At 69.5% G+C, this 23,654-nt stretch carries 22 protein-coding genes; 16 read left to right on the forward strand and 6 right to left on the reverse strand.

The window, feature by feature from the left end:
* Window positions 1-121 precede the first annotated feature (121 nt).
* From AB0I04_RS18140 to AB0I04_RS18155, 4 genes are all read left to right on the forward strand, one after another.
* On the forward strand, window positions 122-2,653 hold the full coding sequence (locus tag AB0I04_RS18140) for an MFS transporter (protein ID WP_360885711.1): 2,532 nt from the start codon (window positions 122-124) through the stop codon (window positions 2,651-2,653).
* 239 nt (window positions 2,654-2,892) lie between these two features.
* Window positions 2,893-3,369 carry a MarR family winged helix-turn-helix transcriptional regulator gene (locus tag AB0I04_RS18145; RefSeq protein WP_360885713.1) on the forward strand — a complete coding sequence of 159 codons (477 nt, stop codon included), beginning with the start codon at window positions 2,893-2,895 and terminating at the stop codon, window positions 3,367-3,369.
* A gap of 27 nt (window positions 3,370-3,396) precedes the next feature.
* On the forward strand, window positions 3,397-3,828 hold the full coding sequence (locus tag AB0I04_RS18150) for a hypothetical protein (RefSeq protein ID WP_360885715.1): 432 nt from the start codon (window positions 3,397-3,399) through the stop codon (window positions 3,826-3,828).
* 134 nt (window positions 3,829-3,962) lie between these two features.
* Window positions 3,963-4,535, forward strand: a complete 573-nt coding sequence (locus tag AB0I04_RS18155; protein WP_360885774.1) for a DUF1349 domain-containing protein — start codon at window positions 3,963-3,965, stop codon at window positions 4,533-4,535.
* 89 nt (window positions 4,536-4,624) lie between these two features.
* On the opposite strand, the gene AB0I04_RS18160 is transcribed toward AB0I04_RS18155, so the two are convergent.
* Both AB0I04_RS18160 and AB0I04_RS18165 read right to left on the reverse strand, forming a co-directional pair.
* Entirely contained in the window at window positions 4,625-5,473 is an 849-nt protein-coding gene (locus AB0I04_RS18160; RefSeq protein WP_360885717.1) for an MBL fold metallo-hydrolase, read from the reverse strand.
* Between the two features lie 53 nt (window positions 5,474-5,526).
* A complete protein-coding gene (locus AB0I04_RS18165; protein ID WP_360885719.1) occupies window positions 5,527-6,270 on the reverse strand; it encodes a hypothetical protein in 744 nt (247 codons plus the stop codon).
* 211 nt (window positions 6,271-6,481) lie between these two features.
* Here AB0I04_RS18165 and AB0I04_RS18170 point away from each other — a divergent pair, with 211 nt between their 5' ends.
* Complete coding sequence (locus tag AB0I04_RS18170; protein WP_360885721.1) at window positions 6,482-7,921, forward strand: trehalose-6-phosphate synthase; 1,440 nt, start codon at window positions 6,482-6,484, stop codon at window positions 7,919-7,921.
* A 46-nt stretch (window positions 7,922-7,967) separates the two neighbouring features.
* On the opposite strand, the gene AB0I04_RS18175 is transcribed toward AB0I04_RS18170, so the two are convergent.
* The 3 genes from AB0I04_RS18175 to AB0I04_RS18185 form a co-directional block, all read right to left on the reverse strand.
* A complete protein-coding gene (locus AB0I04_RS18175; protein ID WP_360885723.1) occupies window positions 7,968-8,507 on the reverse strand; it encodes a hypothetical protein in 540 nt (179 codons plus the stop codon).
* A gap of 79 nt (window positions 8,508-8,586) precedes the next feature.
* Complete coding sequence (locus tag AB0I04_RS18180) at window positions 8,587-9,624, reverse strand: hypothetical protein (RefSeq protein WP_360885725.1); 1,038 nt, start codon at window positions 9,622-9,624, stop codon at window positions 8,587-8,589.
* A gap of 79 nt (window positions 9,625-9,703) precedes the next feature.
* Window positions 9,704-12,205 (reverse strand): DUF3516 domain-containing protein, encoded by a 2,502-nt coding sequence (locus AB0I04_RS18185; protein WP_360885726.1) that lies wholly within the window; start codon window positions 12,203-12,205, stop codon window positions 9,704-9,706.
* A 338-nt stretch (window positions 12,206-12,543) separates the two neighbouring features.
* On the opposite strand from AB0I04_RS18185, the gene AB0I04_RS18190 reads away from it, so the two are divergent.
* The 9 genes from AB0I04_RS18190 to AB0I04_RS18230 all read left to right on the forward strand — a co-directional run bounded on the left by AB0I04_RS18190 (window position 12,544) and on the right by AB0I04_RS18230 (window position 20,510).
* Window positions 12,544-13,386: a peptidoglycan-binding protein gene (locus AB0I04_RS18190; protein WP_360885727.1), complete on the forward strand. Its 843-nt coding sequence runs from the start codon at window positions 12,544-12,546 to the stop codon at window positions 13,384-13,386.
* Window positions 13,387-13,786: 400 nt separating this feature from the next.
* Complete coding sequence (locus tag AB0I04_RS18195) at window positions 13,787-14,656, forward strand: SPFH domain-containing protein (protein ID WP_360885776.1); 870 nt, start codon at window positions 13,787-13,789, stop codon at window positions 14,654-14,656.
* Window positions 14,653-14,898 carry a toxin-antitoxin system HicB family antitoxin gene (locus tag AB0I04_RS18200; protein ID WP_360885729.1) on the forward strand — a complete coding sequence of 82 codons (246 nt, stop codon included), beginning with the start codon at window positions 14,653-14,655 and terminating at the stop codon, window positions 14,896-14,898. Before AB0I04_RS18195 ends, AB0I04_RS18200 begins: the two co-directional genes overlap by 4 nt.
* Entirely contained in the window at window positions 14,895-15,509 is a 615-nt protein-coding gene (locus AB0I04_RS18205; protein WP_360885731.1) for a GPP34 family phosphoprotein, read from the forward strand. Before AB0I04_RS18200 ends, AB0I04_RS18205 begins: the two co-directional genes overlap by 4 nt.
* A gap of 548 nt (window positions 15,510-16,057) precedes the next feature.
* Complete coding sequence (locus tag AB0I04_RS18210) at window positions 16,058-17,047, forward strand: helix-turn-helix domain-containing protein (protein WP_360885732.1); 990 nt, start codon at window positions 16,058-16,060, stop codon at window positions 17,045-17,047.
* 172 nt (window positions 17,048-17,219) lie between these two features.
* Window positions 17,220-17,390 carry a hypothetical protein gene (locus AB0I04_RS18215; protein ID WP_360885734.1) on the forward strand — a complete coding sequence of 57 codons (171 nt, stop codon included), beginning with the start codon at window positions 17,220-17,222 and terminating at the stop codon, window positions 17,388-17,390.
* A gap of 305 nt (window positions 17,391-17,695) precedes the next feature.
* The gene (locus AB0I04_RS18220; protein ID WP_360885736.1) at window positions 17,696-18,532 is read left to right on the forward strand and encodes a peptidase inhibitor family I36 protein; all 837 of its coding nucleotides are present in this window, start codon (window positions 17,696-17,698) and stop codon (window positions 18,530-18,532) included.
* Window positions 18,533-18,681: 149 nt separating this feature from the next.
* Window positions 18,682-19,635 (forward strand): SpoIID/LytB domain-containing protein, encoded by a 954-nt coding sequence (locus AB0I04_RS18225; protein WP_360885738.1) that lies wholly within the window; start codon window positions 18,682-18,684, stop codon window positions 19,633-19,635.
* A 278-nt stretch (window positions 19,636-19,913) separates the two neighbouring features.
* Window positions 19,914-20,510, forward strand: coding sequence for an NlpC/P60 family protein (locus AB0I04_RS18230; RefSeq protein ID WP_360885740.1), 597 nt, complete (start codon window positions 19,914-19,916; stop codon window positions 20,508-20,510).
* 33 nt (window positions 20,511-20,543) lie between these two features.
* On the opposite strand, the gene AB0I04_RS18235 is transcribed toward AB0I04_RS18230, so the two are convergent.
* A complete protein-coding gene (locus AB0I04_RS18235; protein ID WP_360885741.1) occupies window positions 20,544-21,032 on the reverse strand; it encodes a MarR family transcriptional regulator in 489 nt (162 codons plus the stop codon).
* Between the two features lie 84 nt (window positions 21,033-21,116).
* Between AB0I04_RS18235 and AB0I04_RS18240 the strand changes: the two genes are divergently transcribed.
* Complete coding sequence (locus AB0I04_RS18240) at window positions 21,117-22,022, forward strand: ABC transporter ATP-binding protein (RefSeq protein WP_360885743.1); 906 nt, start codon at window positions 21,117-21,119, stop codon at window positions 22,020-22,022.
* A complete protein-coding gene (locus AB0I04_RS18245; RefSeq protein ID WP_360885744.1) occupies window positions 22,019-23,611 on the forward strand; it encodes an ABC transporter permease in 1,593 nt (530 codons plus the stop codon). Before AB0I04_RS18240 ends, AB0I04_RS18245 begins: the two co-directional genes overlap by 4 nt.
* The last annotated feature ends 43 nt before the right edge of the window (window positions 23,612-23,654 follow it).

The raw sequence follows: 23,654 nt of genomic DNA on the forward strand, positions 1-23,654 counted from the left end.
GCGGCCGTCGGGGGAATGCCGACGGGCGGAGTTATGTTGCTTAGGGCAACCAAGTACGTCTATGGTTGCTTCGGGCAAATAAGTGATGGGCCCGTACGGCCATGGAGCGATAAGGAGCTTGATGACTACCGCAGCACCGGCCGAGGTACGGGCCACGCCCGGCCACGGCGCGGACGCCCCGATGTCGCATCGGCAGGTTTTGGAAGCGCTGTCCGGCCTGTTGCTGGGCCTGTTCGTGGCGATCCTGTCCTCGACCGTCGTGTCGAACGCCCTACCGACGATCATCGCCGACCTGCACGCGAGCCAGACGACCTACACCTGGGTGATCACCGCCACCCTGCTCGCGACGACGGTGTCCACCCCCATCTGGGGCAAGCTCGCGGATCTGGTCAGCAAGAAGCTCCTCGTCCAGCTGGGCCTGCTGATCTACGTCGCCGGTTCGGCCTTCGCCGGCCTGGCGCAGAACCCGGCGATGCTCATCACCGCCCGGGTGGTGCAGGGGCTCGGCGCCGGCGGGCTCACCGCTCTCGTCCAGGTGATCATGGCGGTGATGATCTCGCCGCGCGAACGCGGCCGGTACTCCGGCTACATCGGCGCGGTCTTCGCACTGGCCACCATCGGCGGCCCGCTGATCGGCGGCGTCATCGTCGACACCTCCTGGCTCGGCTGGCGCTGGTGCTTCTACGTCGGTGTGCCGTTCGCCCTGATCGCGCTGCTCGTCCTGCAGAAGACCCTGCACCTGCCGGTCCGCAGGCGGAAGGTCAAGATCGACTGGTTCGGTGCCACGCTGATCACCGCAGCGGTGTCCCTGCTGCTGATCTGGGTGTCGTTCGCCGGTGACAGGTACGACTGGCTGTCATGGCAGACCGGCGTGATGGTCGGCGGTGCGCTCGTCATCGCCCTGGTGTTCATCCTCGTCGAGACCAAGGCGGCCGAGCCGATCGTGCCGCTGCGGCTGTTCCGCAACTCCACCATGGCGCTGGCCGCCGTGGCGAGCCTCTTCGTCGGCGTCGCGATGTTCGGCGCGACCACCTTCCTCAGCCAGTACTTCCAGCTCGCCCGCGGCGACTCGCCGACCAAGGCCGGCATCATGACCCTGCCGATGATCGTCGGGCTGGCCCTGTCGTCGACCGTGGTCGGGCGGATCATCACCCGCACCGGCCGCTGGAAGGCCTTCCTGGTCACCGGTGGCCTGCTCATCACCGTCGGTTTCGGCCTGATGGGCCTGCTGCGCCACGACACGGCGTACTGGAAGGCCTCGATCTTCATGTTCGCCGTCGGCGCCGGGCTCGGCATGACGATGCAGAACCTCGTCCTGGCCGTGCAGAACCAGGTGCGGCTCCACGAGATGGGCGCGGCCAGCTCGACCGTGGCGTTCTTCCGTACGCTCGGCGGCGCGATCGGCGTCTCGGCGCTCGGCGCGCTGCTGTCCAACCGGGTCACGCACTACACGGCGGAGGGCCTCGCACGTCTCGGCGTCCGCTCCGGCGGTGGCGGCGACGGTTCGATCCCCAAGCTCTCGGCGCTGCCCGCCCCGATCCGCGCGGTCGTCGAGAACGCCTTCGGGCACGGCATCGGCAACGTGTTCATGTACGCGGCGCCGTGCGCGCTGCTCGCACTGCTCGCCATTCTGTTCGTCAAGGAGGTGCCACTGCGCACCGCCAACCTCGAGCAGCAGGCGGCACCGGCCGGTGCCGCCCCGCGCGGCCAGCACGCCCGGAGCGAGGAGCCGGCACCGGCCGGCCGGCCGATCTCCTCGGTCGCTGCCGAGACACGGCAGGACATTCCGGCCTTTCCGATCGCTTCCGACGTACGGCAGAACGGCCTGCCGGTCGCCGCGGAACGGCAGGGCGGCCTTCCGGGCTCCCCGGTCGCTGCCGAGGTGCGGCTGGACGGCGTCATCCGCGGCGTCATTCGCAATGCCGACGGCACGCCGGTGCCCGGTGCGGCGATCACGCTGATCGACATCCGTGGCCGCCAGATCGGGCGCGCGGTGGCGCGGCCGGACGGCCGGTACGAGGTGGCCACGCCCGGCAGCGGCACGTACGTGCTGATCGCGGCGGCCGGCGACCACGACCCGCAGGCCGCGACCCTGGTCACCGGCGACCGGCCGCTCGATTTCGACCTCGTCCTCACCGGCAACGGCGGCCTCGCCGGCACGGTGCGGGACACGAACGGTGTGCCCGTCGCGGACGCGATGATCGTCGTGACCGACGTTCGCGGCGAGGTCGTCGCGAACGGGGTGACCGACGCCGAGGGCGGCTACGCCTTCACCCAGGTGGTCGCGGGGACGTACACGGTCGCGGTCAGCGCCGAGGGCCACCGCCCGGCCGCGGTGCCGGCCGAGGTCGGCGGAGACTCGGGAGTGACCCGGCAGGACGTCGAGCTGCGGCCCGGCGCCCGGATCGCCGGCACCGTCCAGGCGCACGGCCACGGCCCGGTCGCCGACGCCCGCGTCACCCTGCTCGACGCGGCCGGCAACGTCGTCGGCATCACCGTGACCGGCCCGAACGGCCAGTACTCCTTCGCCGACCTGACCGGCGGCCAGTACACCGTCACCGCCGCCGGGTACGCGCCCGTGGCCAGTGCGGTCAGCCTGAACGGGCACGACGAGGACGCGCACGACATGTGGCTCGGCCACCCGGCGGCGTGACCGAAAGGACCGGGCCGGCCCGCCCCGGCCCGGTCACTCCCCCCGACCAGGTCACCCGCCCGACCAGGTCACCCGCCCAGCCCGGTCACCCGCCGGGCCCGGTCACCCGCCCGGGGTCGGTTCCGGCCCGGTCGCTCGCCCCGGCCGTGCCACTCTTGAAGGAAACGCGAAACCGGGCCGCGCGGGGTGGGATCATGCCATTCGGCCTCGCCCACGGCACGGCTCAAGGGAAGCGAACGATGACCGAAGCACCAGTCTCGCCCGATACCGGTAAGCACGAGGCGTACCACGCCCTCGAGCACGAGATCGGCGTCCTGCTGCGCCGCGCGCGGGCGCTGTCCACTCAGATGATGCGCGAGGTGCATCCCGGGCTGGACTCCGCGGCGTACGGGCTGCTCGTCGGGTTGCGCGAGTGCGCGCCGGCCCGGCCCAGCGACCTCGCGGAGTACTTCGGGATCGGCAAGGCCACCATGACCCGCCAGTTGAAGGTCCTGGAGGAGCTCGGCCTGATCGAGCGGCGGCCGGACCCGGATGACCGGCGCGCGCACCGGTTCGACCTCACCGCCGAGGGGCGCTCGCGGATGGACGCCATCAGCGCCGCCCGCCAGGACAAGTTCCACGGGCTGCTCGGCGCCTGGCCGGAGGAGGACGTCCGCGTCCTCGCCACGATGCTGGCCCGCTTCAACCGCCTGGTCGGCCGGGTAAAGATCGATTAACTTTCCGCTGCCAGTAATCTTCGGCGGATGCGGCGAATACTCATCTTCTGCACCGTTGCCGGGATACTCGCGTCGGCCACCGCCTGCGGCGGAGGTTCCAAGGCGAAGGACGACCCCGCCTCCGCCAGCCCGAGCGAGAAGGCGGCCGGCCCCGGTGGCGAGGCGAAGAAGTCCGGGGCGCCGAAGTCCAAGCCCGCAGGCGGCGCTCACGCGGTCGTCCTGGAGGTGCTGGGTTCGGGGGAGCTCCCGGGGATCTACTACCACGCGAGCACCAACGGCACCGCCACGAACGCCAAGCTGCCGTGGAAGAAGACCGTCGAGGTGAAGAGCGGCCTGCTCGCCGTGCTCGCCAACGCGTCATCGCAGCAGAAGGTCACCTGCCAGATCACCGTCGACGGGTCGGTCGTCGTCAAGAAGGCGGGCGAGGTGGCCCAGTGCCGGTACACGCTGAAGAAATGAACGCCCGGCGCACTCTGTACGAATTCCGGGCCGCGGCCTACTTTCTCCTTGGGAGCGCTCCAAAACACGCCTGGCGGACCTAAGGAGACGGTGTGGCGCGTGCAGTCGGGCAGCTAGGAATCCCTCGCATCCCCGTGTCGTTGCGGTGGGACGGAGAGCCGGCGAGTTCATACCGGATGACCGAAGACGGATTCGAGATCTCTGCCGGTCCGGGCACGGACCTGTTCATCGACCCGCAGCGGACGGCCGTGACGCTGAACGCGCCGCACCTGCTCGCCTGCGCGGAGGGCGACTTCCTGCTCAGCGCCCGCGTTCAGGTGGACTTCCAGTCCACGTTCGACGCGGGCGCGCTGCTCGTGTGGCTGAACGACCGAGCCTGGGCCAAGCTCGCCTTCGAGCTGTCCCCGCAGCGGGAGCCCATGGTCGTGTCCGTGGTCACGCGCGGCACGTCCGACGACTGCAACGCCTTCGTCGTGGACGGGGGTCAGGTCTGGCTGCGGGTGGCGCGGGTCGGCACGGCATACGCCTTCCACGCCTCGACCGACGGCGCGTACTGGCGGCTCATCCGCCACTTCGCGCTCTACGCCTCGGAGGTCCCGTCGTACGGCTTCGAGGCCCAGTCGCCCACCGGCGACGGCTGCACCGCGACGTTCGACGCGATCGCCTATGAGCCGAGGCGCCTGCTGGACCTGCGCGACGGTTCCTAGCGAGCCGAGGCGCCTGCTCGACCCGGTTGGTCCACGAGCGAGCCCAGGCGCCTGCTGGATCCGCGCGACGGCTCCTGAGCCGCGATCGCCTACGATCCCAGGCGCCTGCTCGACCTGCGGGACGGCTCCTGAGCCGTCGCTCTCCGGCGTTCGAGCTCCACCGGGTCGTGGGCGGAGAACATCGTGACGTCGCCGGTCCGGGCCAGTTCCCGAAGCCGGCCGACGTTGTGCAGCCGGGTCGTACGGTCAGCCTGCACGAGGGACTGGAAGACGCGCAGGCCGGGCGGGCAGGCGCCCGACTCGATCTGGCGGTGGTGGAAGTAGGCATCCCCGGCGTGCAGGAGCCAGCCGTCGCCGGTATCCATCGCGACGCCGGCGTGGCCGCGCGTATGCCCGGTGAGCGGGATCAGGAGCAGCCCGCCGGGAAGGCCGCGTACGGATTCGAACCCGTGCCAGCGTTCGCCGCCCGGGTGGTGCTCGACCCAGCGCGGGCGGTGCGACCACACCGCGGTCCGGTAGCGCTCCCGCTCGAGCAGCGTCACGGGCCGCCGGGCCGCCTCCAGCTCCGCGACGTGCACATGCACCTCGGCGTCGGGGAAGTCGGTGAGCCCGCTCGTGTGGTCGACGTCGAGGTGGGTCAGCACGATGTGGCGTACGTCGGCGGCGGCGTACCCGAGCGCCGCGACCTGGCGGACGGCGGTCTCCCCCAGGTCGAGCCGGGGCCGGGTCATCGCGGCGAAGGAGCGGCCCAGGATCTCCCTCGGCCGGGCGACGGCCTGCGTACCGATCCCCGTGTCGACCAGGATGAGGCCCTCGTCGGTCTCGATGAGCAGGCAGTGGCAGACCAGCCGGGCCGACGCGAGCCGGTCACCGCTCTCGCCCAGGATGCGTCCGCCGAAGGGGTACATCGTGCCGCAGTTGAGATGATGGACACGCACGCGAAAACCCCCAAATCACCGCCATCCCCGGGGGTCATCGTAGGACAGCGTGATCAACCATGACGAGCCCCTGACTCGGCGGACATCGCTTTTCTCGACGCGCGGCGGAGCCGGCCGGCGGCGGGGACGGCGAGGGCGGCCAGGATGCCGAGGGCGATGGCGACGACGTGCTCGCGCCCGGCCAGGTTGGGCAGCAGGGTGACCTCGGTGACCATCGCGGTGAGCAGGACGGTCATCGTGCGCGGGGCGCGGCGGACGCAGCACACGTACGCGACGAGCGCGACGACGGCCGCCGACGGGCCGGTGTCGGAGACGTACCGGGAGATCCACGGGAGGCCGAGGATCGAGTCCGGTCCGAGGTAGCACATGATCCGGCCGCTGAGCGTGCACAGGAAGGTCGCGGTCAGCGCGACCGTCAGCGTACGGCGCCACCCGATCAGCGCCTCGGCGATCCCGAACACGACGAACACCTGCAGCAGCGAGCCCCACACCGGGAGGTTCGGCGCCGGAGCGTACATCGACGCGGGTAGCCGGACGACGGCGAGGTAGAACGGGGTGGAGGCTGAAACGTCGCTGATCAGCCGAACGATGTACGTGCCGAGCGAGGAGAAGTGGAGCGACCAGAGGATCAGCACCGTGGCGGACGAAGCGAACGCCAGAGGCAGCCGGCCTCGCCGCAGCCGGGCGAGCGGCTCGGCGGTCAGCAGCAGCAGCTCGGCCACGATGCCCATGATCCAGGCAGGCCGGAGACGTCCGGCGGGCGGCCGGCCGGGGATAAGACCGGTGGCGGTGCTCACACTGTTTCCTCGTGGGGGAGACCCTTTGTGGGGGTTCGCTGGAGCCTTGACGTAATCATCACCGAGGGAGGGCCCCGCGTCCTCACACCGCAGGCTGATTCTGGCTCCGCCGCAAGGTGGAGGGAACCTCCGCGCCTCCTACCGATGTGACACTGATCGCGAAACGTGTTCAAGAGGGATCGAATAGTCCGATTTGGGGAGGAAGAGGAATGTGGGAGCGTCTACGAAGAGTGAGTTTGTTGTCGTCGCCAACCGGCTTCCCGTCGACCGTGTGATCGACGAGGACGGCGAGGCGGCGTGGCGGCGTAGCCCGGGCGGCCTCGTGACCGCGATCGTCCCGGTCATGCAGCGCCGCGGGGGCGCGTGGGTCGGCTGGGTCGGCGCGCCGGACGAGGAAGTGGAGCCCTTCACCGCCGACGGCATGGACCTCGTGCCCATCTGCCTGACCGCGAACGACGTCGAGCGGTACTACGAGGGCTTCTCCAACGCCACTCTCTGGCCGCTGTACCACGACGTGATCGTCCCGCCGGTGTACAAGCGGACGCTCTGGGATGCGTACGTCCGGGTCAACCGGCGGTTCGCGGAGGCGGCGGCCGAGGCCGCCGCCGAGGGCGCGGTCGTCTGGGTGCAGGACTACCAGTTGCAGCTCGTCCCGAAGATGCTCCGGGAGCTGCGCCCCGACCTGCGCATCGGCTTCTTCCTGCACATCCCGTTCCCGCCGATGGAGCTGTTCGTCCAGCTGCCGTGGCGGCAGCGGATCATCGAAGGGCTGCTCGGCGCTGATCTGGTCGGATTCCAGAGCAGCGACGCCGCCGCGAACTTCGCCCGGCTCTGCCGGCGCCTGTGCGGCGTGAAGACCCATCGGAACAAGATCCTCGTCGGCGACCGGATCGTCCATGCTGAGGCGTTCCCGATCTCTGTGGACGTCAAGGAGCTGATCGACCTCATCGGCCGGCCCGAGGTACGGCAACGGGCCGCGCAGATCCGTGCGGACCTCGGCAATCCGGCCACGATCCTGCTCGGCGTCGACCGCCTCGACTACACCAAGGGCATCAGCCAGCGGATCCAGGCGTTCAGCGAGCTGTTCCGCGACGGGAAGCTCAAGAGCGGGGACGCGGTGTTCGTCCAGATCGCGACGCCGAGCCGCGAGCGCGTCGAGCAGTACCGCATCCTGCGCGACGACATCGAGCTGCAGATCGGCCGGGCCAACGGGCTCTACTCCGAGCTCGGCTCGCCGATCATCAACTACATGCACACGTCGTACACGCGTGACGAGCTGGCCGCGCTCTTCCTCGCCGCCGACGTGATGGTGGTGACGCCACTGCGCGACGGCATGAACCTCGTCGCCAAGGAGTACATCGCCTGCCGGGCGGACCTGCGCGGCAGCCTGCTGCTCAGCGAGTTCGCGGGCGCGGCCGAGGAGCTCAGGCGCGCGTTCCTCGTCAACCCGTACGACATCGACGGCATGAAGCAGAAGATGCTGCAGGCCATGCAGGCCGATCCGGCCGAGCAGAACCGCCGGATGCGGGCGCTGCGCAGGCGCGTGATCGAGTACGACGTCGACCGCTGGGCCAACGACTTCCTGGAGGCCCTCGAAGGCCCGGACATCGGGGACGAATCCGCCGTCGAGGAGGCGGTGCCCGTCCTCTGACCGGCGGGCGCCACTTCGTCGGTCCATCGCCTCCCACGGGCGGTGCCTACCGGAGCACGGGGGACTTCACCGTGTACCGGTAGGCGCCCCGCTTGTCATTCGACACGTCGTAGTCCAGGCGGCCGATCGCCTGCCACGTTCCCGGGCGCCTGACCGCGGAGGCGGAGATGCCGCTGAGGATCAGCGGGTATGGGCGGTTCTTGGTCCACAGGTATCGCTTGACGTACTGGCCGATGCCGTAGGTTTCGGCGGCCTGCTTCTTGCCGTCGAGCGTCAGGGAGATGTGCAGGACGGCGGCGTTCGTGGGGTACTTGAAAGCGAACCCCTTCTTGCTCGTGCCGCGCGCACGCATCATCGGTTCGATCCGGGCGATGACCGTCTCGTCCTTGTCGATCTTCTCCGTGCTGACGCAGACCCTGATCTCCCACTGGGGATCGGCGTACTTCGGGACGGGAACGGTCTTCGTCACGGTCGTGCATTTCGGCTTGACGGCGGCGTCGGCGGCCGGGGCGACCGCCGCCACGGTGCCGAGCACCGCCACAGACGCGAGAGTGCCGGTGATCATACGCTGCGCGAGCTTCAACATGACTCCTCTGCAGGGAACGTACGCAGCAGTATGGTGATCTTGATCGCTGGCGGACAGGGACCAGAGGCTCAATCCCGCGTCAGCCGCCCGCCGGCGGGACGGCGGGTTTGACGTGCTGCCACCAGTCACGCAGCTCTTCCGGGGCGTGCGCGCCCTCGACTGTCAGCGAGCCCGGCATGAGCGGGAAGCGGCGCCCCGGGCTCCACGTCCGCGGGTACGTCGGCGGGTCGAGCACCACGATCCGGGTGCCGCCCACCTCGGGGATGTCGGCGGGGACGCCCTCGTTCCAGATCCAGGAGCCGTGCGCGTCGACGAGGTTCCAGACGCCGGCGACCGGGGGCGTACCCGGCTCGACGTCCTGGTCGATCGACGAGGCCACCCAGCGCGGGTCGGGCGCCTCCCCGGGCATGCCGCCCGGCCGGACCAGCGCGTGCGCGAGGAGCGTGTGCAGCTGGAAGTTGTCGCCGACGCCGCCGATCACGACGGTCCACCCACGCCCGGTGGCACGGTCCAACACCAGCAGGCGCTCACCGTCGAGGACCTTGAGCAGGTCACGGACGTACTCCAGCTGCCCCAGGTGGGGCGCGGCCTGCTCCACCACCGAGATCTTGAAGTCGCGTTCGGTCACGGAGGCGCGGACGGCCTGGTCGCGGGCGAGCATCGTGGAGGCGGCCATCGCGAACTGCGGCAGCGCCCACCAGGACTCCATCGTGATGCCCGCGCCGTCGCCGAGTTCGGGGTGCACCGTCTCCCAGACCTCCTGGGAGGGCTGGTGCTCCATCGGGTCCGGGGGCGCGCCGCCGGTCGCCTTCTCCCAGGCGCCCGCGAAGGCCAGGGCCGCGGCCGCCACCTCGACCAGCCGGTCGACGACCGCAGGGCCGGCGGGGCCGGCGTCGGCGCCGTTCTCCACCAGGGCGCCCGTCAGCACGGCCACCCAGCCGCCGAGGTGCGGGGACGCCTCCGCGATGGCGCCCGCCATCGCCCGGACCCCGGCGGTCAGCCGGTCGGCGGGAAGGCCGGCGGCCTGCTCCTGGACCGCCGGAAGAAGGGGGCCGAACGCCTGCTGGTCACCGGCCAGCGCCGCATTCGCGAGGTTTGCGCATATCTGTTCGAACACCCGATCAACTGTGCCATAACCGTCGGACAGCCTCAGAACGGGCGCGGAATCGGCGCCGGATCAGGGCAGTCCATTCCGCTTAGAGGCGGTCGACGGCCGTGACGTGCACGACCGCGCGGCCCGCCTCGTCGGAGGCGCGCAGGTCGACCTCGGCGCCGATGCCCCAGTCGTGGTGGCCGGCGGGGTCGTCGAAGACCTGCCGGACCCGCCACAGGTCCGTCTCCCGCTCGATCTGCAGGAGCTTCGGGCCGCGCGCGTCCGGGCCGGTCTGGATCTCGTCGTGCTCCTCGAAGTAGGCGTCGAGGGCGTCGGCCCAGCGGTCGGCGTTCCAGCCGTCCTCCGCGTCCAGCTCGCCGAGCTCGTAGTACTTCTCCAGGGCCGCCAGCTCCACCCGGCGGAACATCGCGTTGCGGACCAGCACCCGGAACGCCCGCTCGTTCGCGGTGACGGCGGCGACCTTCTCCTCGATCACCGTGTGCTGCTCCGCCGTCTCGGGGTGCTGGAGCTGCTCCCACTCGTCGAGGAGGCTGGAGTCGACCTGGCGGACCAGCTCGCCGAGCCACTCGATCAGGTCCTGCAGGTCATCGGTCTTCACCGAGTCGGGCACGGTCTGCTGCAGGGCCTTGTAGGCGCTCGCGAGATAGCGCAGCACGATGCCCTCGACGCGGGCGAGCTGGTAGTACGCGACGTACTCGGCGAACGTCATCGCCTGCTCGTACATGTCGCGCACGACCGACTTGGGCTGGACCGGGTAGTCCGCCACCCACGGGTGCCCGCGCCGGTAGATCTCGTACGCGCCCTCGAGCGTGTCCAGCATCGGCTTGGGATAGGTGATGTCCTGGAGGAGCTCCATCCGCTCCTCGTACTCCACGCCGTCCGCCTTCATCTGCGCGACGGCCTCGCCCTTGGCCTTGTTCTCCTGCGCGGCCAGGATCTGGCGCGGGTCCTCCAGCGTCGACTCGATCACCGACAGGACGTCCAGGGCGTACGAGGGTGAGGACGGGTCGAGGAGCTCCATCGCGGCCAGCGCGAACGTCGACAGCGGCTGGTTGAGCGCGAAGTCCTCCTGCAGGTCGACGGTGAGGCGGGCGTACCGGCCCTCGTCGTCCGGCTCCTCGAGCTGCTCGACGACGCCGCCCGCCAGCAGGCTGCGGTAGATCGCGATGGCCTGGGAGATGTGGCGGCGCTGCTTCGCGCGGTCCTCGTGGTTGTCGGTGAGCAGCTTCTTCATCGCCTGGAAAGCGTTGCCCGGCCGGCCGATGACGCTGAGCAGCATGGCGTGGCTGACCTGGAACCGCGACTGCAGCGGCTCCGGGTCGGCGGCGATGAGCTTGTTGAAGACCTCTTCGTCCCAGCCGACGAAGCCGTCCGGCGCCTTCTTGCGCACCACCTTGCGGCGTTTCTTCGGGTCGTCGCCGGCCTTGGCGAGGGCCTTCTCGTTCTCCACGACGTGCTCGGGGGCCTGGGCGACGACGTAGCCGACCACGTCGAACCCGGCCCGGCCCGCGCGCCCGGCGATCTGGTGGAACTCCCGGGCCCGCAGCCGCCGTACGCGGCTGCCGTCGTACTTGCTCAGCGCGGTGAACAGGACGGTACGGATCGGGACGTTCACTCCGACGCCGAGTGTGTCGGTGCCGCAGATGACCTTGAGCAGCCCGGCCTGCGCGAGGCGCTCGACCAGGCGGCGGTACTTCGGCAGCATCCCGGCGTGGTGGATGCCGATCCCGTGCCGGACGAGCCGGGACAGCGTCTGGCCGAACTTCGTCGTGAACCGGAAGTCGCCGATCAGCCGGGCGATCTCCTCTTTCTCGGCCTTGGTGGAGACGTTGATGCTCATCAGCGCCTGGGCGCGCTCGGCCGCGGCGGCCTGGGTGAAGTGCACGACGTAGATCGGGGCCTTCTGGTCGTGCAGCAGCTCCTCGATCGTCTCGTGCAGCGGCGTCACCCGGTACTCGTACTTCAGCGGCACCGGCCGCTCCGCCGAGCTGACGACGGCCGTCGGGCGGCCGGTGCGCCGCGTGAGGTCCTCTTCGAACCGCTTGACGTCGCCGAGCGTCGCCGACATGAGCAGGAACTGCGCCTGCGGCAGCTCCAGCAGCGGGATCTGCCACGCCCAACCGCGCTCGGGCTCGGCGTAGAAGTGGAACTCGTCCATGACGACCTGGCCGATGTCGGCGTCGGTGCCCTCGCGCAGCGCGATGCTGGCCAGCACCTCCGCGGTGCAGCAGACGATGGGGGCGTCGGGGTTGACGCTCGCGTCGCCCGTCATCATGCCGACGTTCTCGCTGCCGAACATCTCGATCAGGTCGAAGAACTTCTCCGACACCAGGGCCTTGATCGGCGCGGTGTAGAAGGTGACCTGGTCACGGGCGAGCGAGGCGAAGTGCGCCCCCGCTGCGACGAGGCTCTTGCCCGAGCCGGTCGGGGTGTTCAGGATGACGTTCGCGCCCGAGACGATCTCGATGAGCGCCTCCTCCTGCGCGGGGTAGAGCGTGATCCCTCGCTCCGTGACCCACTCGCTGAAGGCTTCGAAGACGGCGTCGGGGTCGGATCCCTTGGGCAGACGGTCGATGAGGCGCACACGTCAATACTGCCCGTCCCCGCCAAATCGGGGGACCGCGCCTTGCGCGGAGGGGTCTGCCGTGCGGCGGCGCTCGTGCCGGCTCGATCGTCGTCCGGTGGCCCAATCCGGCCATCGACTAGATATGTCGGCACAGGACGGATCAAGATCATCTGTCGTGGCCAGCTCCCGGCAGGAAGGGACTTCCGTCTCTCGACGGTCACGCCCGGGCTGGTGGCCGCGCCCGGCCGAAGCCGGTTGCTGACATCGCTCACTCCGGCGGTGACCTGCAACTTCAGGATGGAACGATCCAGTGATCTTCGCTTCGGCGTCGCCCCCGTCTGCAACCAGGAGAGCCGATGAAGTTGCCCTCATATGCCGCTGCCCTCGCGGCGGCCGTCCTGTTCGCTTCCCTGCCCGGAGCCGCCGAGGCGGCGGCACAGGGGACCGACAGTAAGGCCCTTCCGAGCGTGAACATGGAAGCCCTTGTCAAGGCGGCCCAGATCGACCCGCGGCGGCCCGACGGCAAGATGACCCCGGGCGCCAAGGCCAGCGTGCTCCTCGTTGAGCGGGCGCTGCGCGACCGGCACCTGCTCGACAAGAAGTGGGTGGACGGGTCCTTCGGCACCACAACGGTCGCCGCCTTCGCGAAATACCAGAAGTCGCTCGGCTACAAGGGTCTGCAGGCCAGTGGCCTGCCGGCCAAGGCGTCGCTGGTCAAGCTCGGCGCCGGACGCTTCAAGGTCACCCACATCATCGAGCCGGGTGCCCGGGTGCACATCGGCAAGTTCGTCATCAACACCCGTACGCGGAGCATGCTGAACGAGGCGCAGCGGCTGCTCGGCCGCAAACTCGTGCTGGACCAGGGTTCCTACAACCCCGGCGGTGACCCCACGTCCGCGGGCACCCATGACGGCGGTGGCGTCGTCGACGTCAACGTCAAGGGGATGAGTTCGGCCACCCGCATCGCGGTCACCCGCGCCCTGCGCCGTGTCGGGTTCGCGGCATGGGTGCGCAATCCCAAGCAGGGCAACTGGCCGTGGCACATCCACGCCGCCGCCATCAGCGACACCGACCTCTCCTCCGAGGCCCAGCACCAGATCGGTGACTACTACCTCGGCCTGAACGGGCTCGCCAACCGCGGCCCGGACGACGGACCGAAGGTCACCATCCGCACCTGGGAGGAGTACAAGCTCCACTGACCCACCCGAATCCGAGCGCCGCAAAATAGATCCTCACCGTGGCGACCGCCGCCGCGGCGCTCGGTGGGGCGGTGCTCGCCACCGCATCGGTCTGGATGACGTAGACGTCCCGGCGTGAGCCCGGCTCGCGCTCACGCCGGATCATGTTGGACCTGAGAGAGATGCCGCACCGCCCCGGCGATCGTGGCGGGCCGCACCTGGAGCGTCTCGGTGAGCTCGGCGGACGTGAGGCGGCCGGATTCTCCTCCTGCGCGGGGTAGAGCGTGCTCCCCCGCGTCGATACCGCCCTCCCCGCCACGTCACGTGACCGTGCCTTGCGCGGAGGGGTCTGTCGGCTTAAAGTGATATCACTTTGATTCCACAGACCAAGCACGTTGGAGGAGTCGTGACCGAGGTCGAGATGCCGAGGCCCAAGGTCGGCGAGCGGGTCGCCGACGGCGTCAACGGATGGCCGATGCTGGCGGCGTCCCTCGTGGCGATCGCGGTCGGCGTCGCCCTGTTCTTCACCCGCGAGCCGGCGCTGGTCGTCGTCGCGATCGTCCTCATCCTGGCCGCCGCCATCGTGCTCGTCGGGCTGACCGCCGTCGCGCCCGGCGAGGCGCGCGTCGTCCAGCTCCTCGGCCGGTACGCCGGGACGATCCGTATGGACGGCCTGCGCTGGGTCAACCCCCTGACGACCCGGCGCAAGATCTCCACCCGGATCCGCAACCACGAGACCGACCGCACCAAGGTCAACGACGCCGAGGGCAACCCGATCGAGATCTCCGCCGTCGTCGTCTGGCAGGTCGAGGACACCGCCAAGGCCGTGTTCGAGGTCGACGACTTCGTCGAGTTCGTCGCGATCCAGACCGAGACGGCCGTCCGTCACATCGCCGGGATCTACCCGTACGACGCGCACGGCGACGAGCGGCTCTCCCTCCGCGAGAACGCCGACGAGATCACCGGCAGGCTGTCCGAGGAGATCGCGGCCCGGGTCGCGTCGGCGGGCGTCAAGGTCATCGAGTCGCGCATCACCCGCCTGTCGTACGCCCCCGAGATCGCCCAGGCGATGCTGCGCCGCCAGCAGGCCGGCGCCGTCGTCGCCGCCCGGCAGCGGATCGTCGACGGCGCCGTCGGCATGGTCGAGGCCGCGCTCAACCAGCTGGCCGAGCACGACGTCGTCGACCTGGACGAGGAGCGCAAGGCCGCGATGGTCAGCAACCTGCTCGTCGTCCTCTGCGGCGACCGCGACGCCCAGCCCGTCGTCAACACCGGATCCCTCTACCAGTGACGGACGGCGACGAAGGCCAGGCCCCCGAGCGCAAGGGCGGCGAGCGCAAGAAGCTCCTTCTGCGACTCGACCCCGCCGTGCACGAGGCCCTGGCCCGCTGGGCCGCCGACGAACTGCGCAGCACCAACGCCCAGATCGAGTTCCTGCTGCGCCGGGCGCTGGCCGACGCCGGGCGGATGCCGCGCGACGCCGGCCGCATACGAAGACCCGGCCGACCTCCGAAGGAGGACCCCGAACCATGAACCTGCCGCGATCGCTCCCCGCCCGGCTCTACCTGCTGGCCTACGACGTCGAGAAGGAGCGCATCACCGCGCGCACCCAGCTCGGCCTGATCCTGCGCGCCGCCGCGCTGGCCGACCTCTACCTCGACGAGCGGCTGGCCGACGACGACGGGAAGGCCAAGGTCGCCGCCACCACGTCGACCGGCGACCCGATCCTCGACGCCGTGCTGCGCCAGGTCGCCGACGGCAGACCGCGATCCTGGCGGCGCTGGGTGAACGCCGACGAACGCCGCATCGTCCGCGAGGTGCGCGACCAGCTCGAGAAGGACCGATTGATCAAGGTGGAGCGGCGCAGGATCCTCCCCGACCGGGTCCGGCTGCGCGAGCGCCGGGAGGTGAAGCGGTACGCGACGGAGGTCAAGGCCGCCCTGCGCCCCTCCTCGGACACCGACCGCCGCACCGCCGCCGCGCTCGTGCTGGCCGCCCGCGGCGAGCTGCCGACCGTGCTGTCCCGCCGCGGGCGCCGGGAGCACGCGCGCAGGCTGGAGGCACTGTCCGATCCGGTCTGGCCGATCGCCCGCGCCCTGGAGAAGGCCGTACGGCAGAAGCACGCCGCCGCCGCCGGAAGCTGACCCGATCAGTGTGAGACCCACCGATCAGCGGGCACGCGAGGTGAAACTCGTCTCCCAGGGCGCGCTGCCCCTCGGCGCCGTGGTCGAAGGCGTGCTGTTCAAGACCTGCTAAACGGGAACGGCGTTCGCCGTCATCGCGACTGTGAACTTCCTGGCATGCGGAGTGCCGTGGACCGGCCACCGCCGGAACAGAGCGTAAGAAAACCAGATCCCGGCCCATGGCCCGGCCGGCATCGTGTCCATCGTTCGGTGGACACGGGAATGACCGGATCACCGATCACGTGAGGTTCCTGCCGGCGTGATGCTGGCGGTATGGATGAAACGTCGGTGCGCGTACGCGGTCTGCGCAAGCGGTACGGCGGCGTCGCGCGCGCCGCGCGCCGAGCCGCGACCTGACGATCGGCGACCACGTCACCGCGAAGAAGGCGGGCGACGTCATCACGCGCGTCGAAACGCCGGATTGAGTTCGTGATGGCAGCAGGGGGCGGGGGCCGTGAGCTGCTCATGCGACCGTTCCCTCACCGGCGCTCCTAGAGGAGTGAGGATCTGTGATCAAAACGGTGTTTCACAGCGACGACCTTCCGCCACAGGACCGCATGGCCGCCTTCGATGAGTTCCAGCTCAATAGCGTGCACCCGATGCGGTTTCTCAGTTCGGAATCGGCGAACTTCCACGCCATCGCGCGGGCGCTGGATCTGGCGGACATCAACGTGGTGGAGCTGACCTGCTCGCCGTCTGAAGTGCGGCGGACACCTCGGCTGATCCGCGAATGCGACCCAGATCTGTATTCGGTGCTGTTCCCACTGCACGGACGGCTCGTGGTGAGCCAGGCCGGCCGAGAGGCCATGCTGGGCACACGGGATTTAGCGCTGTACGACAGCCGGCATCCCTTTCAGGTACGAATCGCCGGCGAAGGCGGGACGGCTTCGCTGGTGCGCGCGCAAGTGCCCCGGGCGCTCCTGTCATTGCCCAGACGCCGGCTCGACAGCATTCTTGCGGTGCCCTTTTCCGGGCAGGACGGTGTCGGCGCACTGCTCACGCAGTTCCTCACCCGCCTGATCGCGGACTCCGCTTCCTATCGGGCGATGGACGTCCCCCGGCTGAGCGGTGTCGCCGTCGACCTGATGACCGCGTCGATTGCTCACCACCTCGACGCCGGCGCGGCTACGCCGGAAGACTCCGGCCAGGACGCCCTCTTTCTGCGCATCGAAGCGTTCGTCCAACGGCACCTGCGTGATCCGGAGCTGACGCCGCGGTCCATCGCCTCCGCCCATCACATTTCAGTCGCTTACCTGCACCGGCTGTTCCAGCAACACAGCACCACCGTCTCGGCCTGGATTCGCCGACAGCGCCTCGAACGAGCCCGCCGCGACCTCGCCGATCCCGCGCTGCGACTCACTCCCGTCCATCAGATCGCGGCTCGCTGGGGATTCAACGATCACAGCACCTTTACCCGCGCCTTCCGCGCCGTCTACGACCTCCCGCCCAGGGACTACCGCTTCCACATGCTCACACCGTCCGGCGCGGCGACCGAATGACGCCATGAACGCTCTTCTCCTGAGGTTCGATTCCGGCGTGGACTGATCGTCAAGGCTTGTGGACTGACGGTCAAAGACTCGAGGACCATCCCACGGCACGCTTCAGATGAAGACCTCGCGATGTGACAAAACATCGCGGGAGTCGTCGAACCTGCTCCATCGGGGACCAAGAGTGAAGATCAAGGCCCGCTTCGGCGCCTTGCTGACCGTCACATCGCTCCTCGCTGGCTTGTCGCGTCCGCCCTTGGGCGGACATCGAACAGAAGGGGCGATCGAAATCATGAAGCTTGCGAAGGCGGCGCTGGCCGGCCTCCTCGCCGTGCCCACGGTCGTGGGGATCTGACTCCCTCATCGACACCTACGCGGTGAAGTCACCGGTGAACGCACTCAGTCACGTCTACCTGTACTACGACTCCGGCAGCGGACCCAACTGCGCGGTCAACGTCAAGACGACGTAGTTCTGCAGGAGCGCCCCCAAGCCGGCCCACACAAGAGGCCCCACCTGCAAATTCAGGGTGGAAGGGCCTAGTGATCTTTGCTTCGGCATCGCCCCCGTCTGCAACCGGACCGAAGGTCACCATCCGCGCCTGGGAGGAGTGCAAGCTCCGCTAACCCACCCGAATCCCCGCAAAGAAGAGGAGAACAGGAATGAGAACGCTCAACAAGATCCTCACCGTGGCGACCGCCGCAGCGGCACTCGGTGGGACGGTGCTCGCCACCGCATCGCCCGCCTCGGCGGCGAGCCGCAACGGCAAATGCGATAGCGGCGAGTTCTGTTACTACTTCAACAGCAATAACAAGGGATCGGTCTCGGACTTCACCGGCTCGGTCGCCGACTACGGCGCCAAACAGCCCTCATGCTTCGACTTCAAGGGCCCGGGTGCCGGCAAGGGAAAGTGCGTCAAGAACAGCGCCGCCTCAGTCTGGAACCGCAGCAGCAAGACCGTCCGGGTCTACTTCAACAGCAACTACGGCGGCAGGTACCAGGATTTCAAGCCGGGCGCCAAAGGCAACCTGAACTCCGGCCTGAAAAACCAGAACGCCTCACACCAGTTCGCCCCCGGCAGCACGTCGGCGTGCTCGACCGCCGGCCTGGGTGACCGGCGAACGTGCGCCCAGGCGGTCGCGTGGGCCAAGTCGCACGTGACGCACACATACCACGGCGACTACGCCAACCGCTGCGACCACGTGGTGGGCCTGGCGTACGGCTTCTCGGCGTCCGGCTCGACCAGCGCCTACCACCACTGGCTCGCCGTGCCGTCCCGCTACAAGCACCCGGGCAGCACCAACGTCCCCGCGGGCGGGCTGGCCTTCTTCTCCGGCGGCTACGGCCACGTGATGATCTCGATCGGCGGCGGCGAGTTCGTCTCCAACGACATCGGCGGCAAGGGCACCCTCACCGTCACCACCATCGCCGCCATCAAGAGCAAGTGGGGCAAGCCCTACCTCGGCTGGACCCAGCCCTGGTTCCAGGCCAACCACTGACCGATGACGCGGCCCCGGCACACCCACCGACCAGGTGCCGGGGCCGCGACTGCCAGAAAGACCGAGAACCCCGATGAAAACGCTCAAGAGAATCCTCCCTGCGATGACGCTTGGCGGAGCGATCGTCGCCACAGAAGAGAAGGACAACAGTGTCGATACGAACTGGACGGCTGTTCTCGCGGTTCGCCGCGACGACCGCCGCTGCCGTGGTGGCGATCAGTGGGATGGTCCTCGTCAGCGAATCGCCCGCCCTGGCTGCGGGACGCAACGGCAAGTGTGAGAGCGGCGAGTTTTGCCTCTACTTCAACAGCGGTAACAAGGGCTCGCTCTCGGACTTCGCCGGCTCGGTCGCCGATTACGGCGCCAAGCAGCCCTCATGCTTCGACTTCAAGGGTCCGGGCGCCGGCAAGGGAAAGTGCGTCAAGAACAGTGCAGCCTCGGTCTGGAACCGCAGCAGCAAGACCGTCCGGGTCTACTTCAACAGCAACTACGGCGGCAGGTACCAGGATTTCAAGCCGGGCGCCAAAGGCAACCTGAACTCCGGCCTGAAAAATCAGAACGCCTCGCACCGGTTCCTGAGTTCCACGCCGCCGACCGGGTGTAAGACCGACGGTACGAACAGCAAACTGCCCACGACGATCCTCGTGTACCGGGTGTCCCTCGGGCGCGTGGACCGGGTGGCGTTCAAGACCTACGTCAAGAACGTCCTGCCCAACGAGTGGGTGTCGAGCTGGCCGAGGGAGTCCCTCCGGGCCGGGGCGATGGCCGTCAAGAGCTACGGCTGGTACTGGGCGATGCACTCGGCGAGCAAGACGTCGTGGGGCCAGTGCTTCGACGTCACCGACACCACGTCGAACCAGGTGTACAGGCCCGGCTCCGCGAAGGCGTCGACGAACGCCGCGGTGGACGCGACGTGGAGCACTCGGATGACCCGTAACGGGAAGATCCCGCAGGCCCAGTACTGCTCCACCACGACGGCGTGCGGTGGTTGGGTCGACGGGGACTGGATGTCGCAGTACGGCTCTCGTGACAAGGCCAGAGCGGGCTGGAGCTACTCCAGGATCCTTAAGTACTACTACAGGGGGATCGCCCTCAACTCCTGACCCATCCGGTGGCCGACCAGGTCGCTGTCTCGGTTCAGGCACGCTCCCGCCGGTGGAACCTGCGGGAGCGTGCCTGGTGGCGGCGTCGCCCGTTCAGCCAGTGTGTCGCCTCGGCCGGAGGCAGACGGTCGACCGGGAGCACCATGCGATCCGAAAATGACGCGAGATAACGGGAACTTTCGCTGTCAACCGCGAGTGATTCAGTCATCGAATTCCGGGGAATGAGGGTCACCGGGAATCCGAGGAATCAATTCTGGAGGTGAGTGACGCTCATGGAGATGCGGAAATTCGCATCCTTTGTCGGTATTTTTGGATTGGCGGGCTGGGTCCTCGCGGCGGCATCCGGGGCGAGCGCCGCGGTCCCCGTACCCGCGGACCCCGCGCCCGCCGTGCCCGGGTGCGGTGTGCTGCAGCCGGGCGCGTCGCCGGTGGCGCAGCAGGCGGTCCGGGCGGCGTGCTCGCAGATCGGCGTCTGGTACAGCTGGGGCGGCGGTCACGGGCCCCTTCCCGGCCCGACGTACGGCCATTATGACGGCCACGACCCGGCCAGCAAGAACGACGGACAACGGCTCGGATTCGACTGCTCGGGTCTGGTGCGATACGCCTATTCTCGGGCGACCAGCCGCGACATTCTCAACGGCACATCCGACAATCAGTTCCATACCCGGATCGCCGTCGCGCGGTTCTCTCCCGGGCAGGGTGCCGGTCCGCTGCTCCCCGGCGACCTGCTGTTCTGGGGTCGCGGGCACATCCACCACGTCGCCATCTATCTCGGGACCGGCCAGATGGTCGAGGCCTTCCAGTCCGGGACGCACATCCGCGCGGTGCCGGTCCGCCTGGGCGGCGACTACGCCGGCGCCGTCCGCGTGACGTGAACGGCGCTCAGATCCCGAACCGCTGACGCGGGCTCAGTCGCCGCGGGCGGCCCGAAGCTCGGCCTTGCGCTCCTGCCACCTGGCGAGGAAATCGCCGAGCTCCTCGTGAATGAAGTCGAAGAACGCGAGCGTCTCGGCCAGTCGAATGCCCGCGGGGGTGTCGGGGCCGAGTGCCTCGACGCCCTCCCGGAGGCTCTGCTGCCAGCGGGAGATGAGGCGGTTGCGGTTGAGGATCGACTCGTACCAGATGTCGCCGTCGGAGACGTAGACGTCTCGGCGTGAGCCCGGCTCGCGCTCACGCCGGATCATGTGAACCTGAGAGAGGTAGCGCACCGCGCCGGAGATCGCGGCGGGACTCACCTGGAGCGTCTCGGTGAGCTCGGCGGACGTCATGCGGCCGGAGTCGGAGCCGATGATCGCTACCAGGGCCCGCGCGGGCATGCGCGGCACGCCCGCGTCGACCAACTCCGAGGCGAACCGCTCGACGAAGCGCTGGACGGCTTCGGGGTTCCGGTCGGCCACGCAGTCACACTCCTTAGGGTCTGCAACTAGTTTATCTGCTTTATTACTTTCACGAAACTGTGAAACTAGTGTACGTTCTGAAGCATGACAGACGCCATCTCCGTGTCCGGCCTGGTGAAGAACTTTGGCCGGACGCGTGCGCTCGACGGCCTGGACCTGACCGTCCGGACCGGTGAGGTGCACGGCTTCCTGGGCCCGAACGGTGCCGGGAAGTCCACGACCATCCGCATCCTGCTCGGCCTCCTGCGGGCCGACGCGGGGACGGCGCGGCTGCTGGGTGGTGACCCGTGGCGCGAGGTCACCACCCTGCACCGGCGGCTCGCGTACGTCCCGGGCGACGTCGTCCTGTGGCCCAACCTCACCGGAGGCGAGGTCATCGACCTGCTCGGCAGGCTGCGCGGCGGCCACGACCCGGAGCGCAAGGCCGAACTGCTCGAGCGGTTCGAGCTGGACCCGAAGAAGAAGGGCCGGGCGTACTCCAAGGGCAACCGGCAGAAGGTCGCGCTGGTCGCGGCGTTCGCATCCGACGTCGAGCTGCTGATCCTCGACGAGCCGACCTCTGGCCTCGACCCGCTCATGGAGGAGGTCTTCCAGCGGTGCGTCGAGGAGGAGCGCGAGCGGGGCCGCACCGTGCTGCTGTCCAGCCACATCCTGTCGGAGGTCGAGGCGCTCTGCGACCGGGTGAGCATCATCCGCAAGGGCCGCACCGTCGAGAGCGGCACGCTCGCCGAGCTGCGGCACCTGACCCGTACCTCGATCACGGCCGAGCTGGCGAGCCCGCCGGACGGGCTGACCGCCCTGCCCGGCGTGCACGACCCCGACGTCCAGGGCACCCGGGTCAAGCTCGAGGTCGACACCGACAAGCTCGACGAGGTGCTGAAGCACCTGACCCGGGCGGGCGTCCGAAGCCTCACGAGCACTCCGCCGACGCTGGAGGAGCTGTTCCTCCGCCACTACGAGGACCAGGCCCCCGTGGGGATGGCGCGATGAACGTCCTCACCGGCACCGGACAGCTGCTCAAGCTCGGACTGCGGCGCAGCCGCATCATGGTCGCGGTCTGGATCTACGCCCTCGCGGCGTACGCGGCGGGCACCGCGTACGGTTTCAAGAGCCTCTACGACTCGCAAGAGTCGCTGCGCAACTTCACCTCCGGCATCAACGGGAACGGTGCGACGGTCGCCCTCTACGGCCGGGTCCTCGTGCCCGGCTCGATCGGCGGCATCACCGCCTGGCGGCTGGCCGCCCTCGGCGGTGTGATGGTCGCCGTGATGAGCGTCCTACTGGTGGTCAGGCACACGCGGGGCGACGAGGAGGCGGGCCGCCTGGAGCTGGTCGGCGCGGGCGTCGTCGGCCGCCGGGCGCCGCTGACCGCGGGCCTGCTGGTCGGAGTGGTCGCCAACCTCGCGGTGGCGCTGGTGACCACGATCGCGCTGATCGCCTGTGGCCTGCCGGCGGCGGGCTCCCTCGCGGTCGGCCTGGCCTGGGCGATCCCGGGCCTGTTCTTCACCGCGGTCGCGGGAGTCACGGCGCAGCTCGCCGAGACGGCGCAGGCGGCGCGCGGCATCGCGCTCGCCGTCGTCGGCGTCGCCTTCCTGCTGCGCGCGGCCGGGGACGCGGCGCGCGTCTCCTGGCTGGTCTGGATCTCACCGATCGGCTGGTCGCAGCGGGTCCGGGCGTTCGGCGGGGAACGTTGGTGGCTCATCGCCCTCGGCGTGGTGCTCGCCGGCGCGGTGGTGGCCCTGGCGTACGCGCTGGTCGAGCGCAGGGACCTCGGCGCGGGCCTGCTGCCCGTGCGCCCCGGTCCGGCGGAGGCGGCCCCGTCCCTGAGTAGCCCGCTGGCTCTGGCGTGGCGGCTGCAGCGCGGCGCGTTCCTGTCGTGGCTGTCCGGTTTCGCCGTGTACGGGGCGGTGATCGGCGCGATCATCAAGGGCATCAGCGACCTGGTCAAGGACAGCTCCGGCACGAGAGACATGCTCACCAAGATGGGCGGTCAGCGGGGACTCGAGGACTCCTTCGTCGGCACCGTCATGGGCGTCCTCGGGTTGATCGCCGCGGTCTACGCCATTCAGGTGGTGCTGCGGCTGCGCACCGAGGAGACGGCGCAACGCCTCGAACCGCTCCTGGCGACACGGGTCCGGCGGGTGCGGTGGTCGATCGGCCACCTGCTGTTCGCGGCGGCCGGTCCGGCGGTGCTGCTGGGCGTCGCGGGCGCGGCGGCCGGGCTGGCCCACGGGCTGCGGGTCCATGACGTCGGCACCCAGGTGCCCCGGTTGCTCGGTGCCGCGCTGGTCCAGGTGCCCGCGGCCTGGGTGACGGCGGCGATCGCGCTCCTACTGTTCGGCGTCGTGCCCCGGTACGTGGCGGCGGCCTGGGGGGTGCTCGCCGTGTTCCTGCTGCTCGGCCAGATGGGGCCGGTGCTCAAGCTGAGCCAGGCGGTGATGGACCTGTCGCCGTTCACGCACGTGCCCAAGCTGCCCGGCGGCGACCTGACCGTCACGCCCCTGGCGGTGCTGACCGCCCTGGCGGTCGCGGTCGCCGCGGCCGGTCTCGCGGGCTTCCGGCGCCGCGACATCGGGTAGGCCCTGCAGTCGCCATCACCGGCTCGCCGCCGGGACATCTGGC

This window comes from Actinoallomurus sp. NPDC050550 (assembly GCF_040655075.1).
GTDB lineage: Bacteria > Actinomycetota > Actinomycetes > Streptosporangiales > Streptosporangiaceae > Actinoallomurus.

Coding starts and splice junctions, on each gene's coding strand:
- AB0I04_RS18220 (WP_360885736.1), top strand. CDS start 17,696: ATGAGAACGCTCAACAAGATCCTCACCGTGGCGACCGCCGCAGCGGCA.
- AB0I04_RS18140 (WP_360885711.1), top strand. CDS start 122: ATGACTACCGCAGCACCGGCCGAGGTACGGGCCACGCCCGGCCACGGC.
- AB0I04_RS18240 (WP_360885743.1), top strand. CDS start 21,117: ATGACAGACGCCATCTCCGTGTCCGGCCTGGTGAAGAACTTTGGCCGG.
- AB0I04_RS18205 (WP_360885731.1), top strand. CDS start 14,895: ATGAACCTGCCGCGATCGCTCCCCGCCCGGCTCTACCTGCTGGCCTAC.
- AB0I04_RS18150 (WP_360885715.1), top strand. CDS start 3,397: ATGCGGCGAATACTCATCTTCTGCACCGTTGCCGGGATACTCGCGTCG.
- AB0I04_RS18175 (WP_360885723.1), bottom strand. CDS start 8,507: ATGTTGAAGCTCGCGCAGCGTATGATCACCGGCACTCTCGCGTCTGTG.
- AB0I04_RS18230 (WP_360885740.1), top strand. CDS start 19,914: ATGCGGAAATTCGCATCCTTTGTCGGTATTTTTGGATTGGCGGGCTGG.
- AB0I04_RS18245 (WP_360885744.1), top strand. CDS start 22,019: ATGAACGTCCTCACCGGCACCGGACAGCTGCTCAAGCTCGGACTGCGG.
- AB0I04_RS18195 (WP_360885776.1), top strand. CDS start 13,787: ATGCCGAGGCCCAAGGTCGGCGAGCGGGTCGCCGACGGCGTCAACGGA.
- AB0I04_RS18190 (WP_360885727.1), top strand. CDS start 12,544: ATGAAGTTGCCCTCATATGCCGCTGCCCTCGCGGCGGCCGTCCTGTTC.
- AB0I04_RS18145 (WP_360885713.1), top strand. CDS start 2,893: ATGACCGAAGCACCAGTCTCGCCCGATACCGGTAAGCACGAGGCGTAC.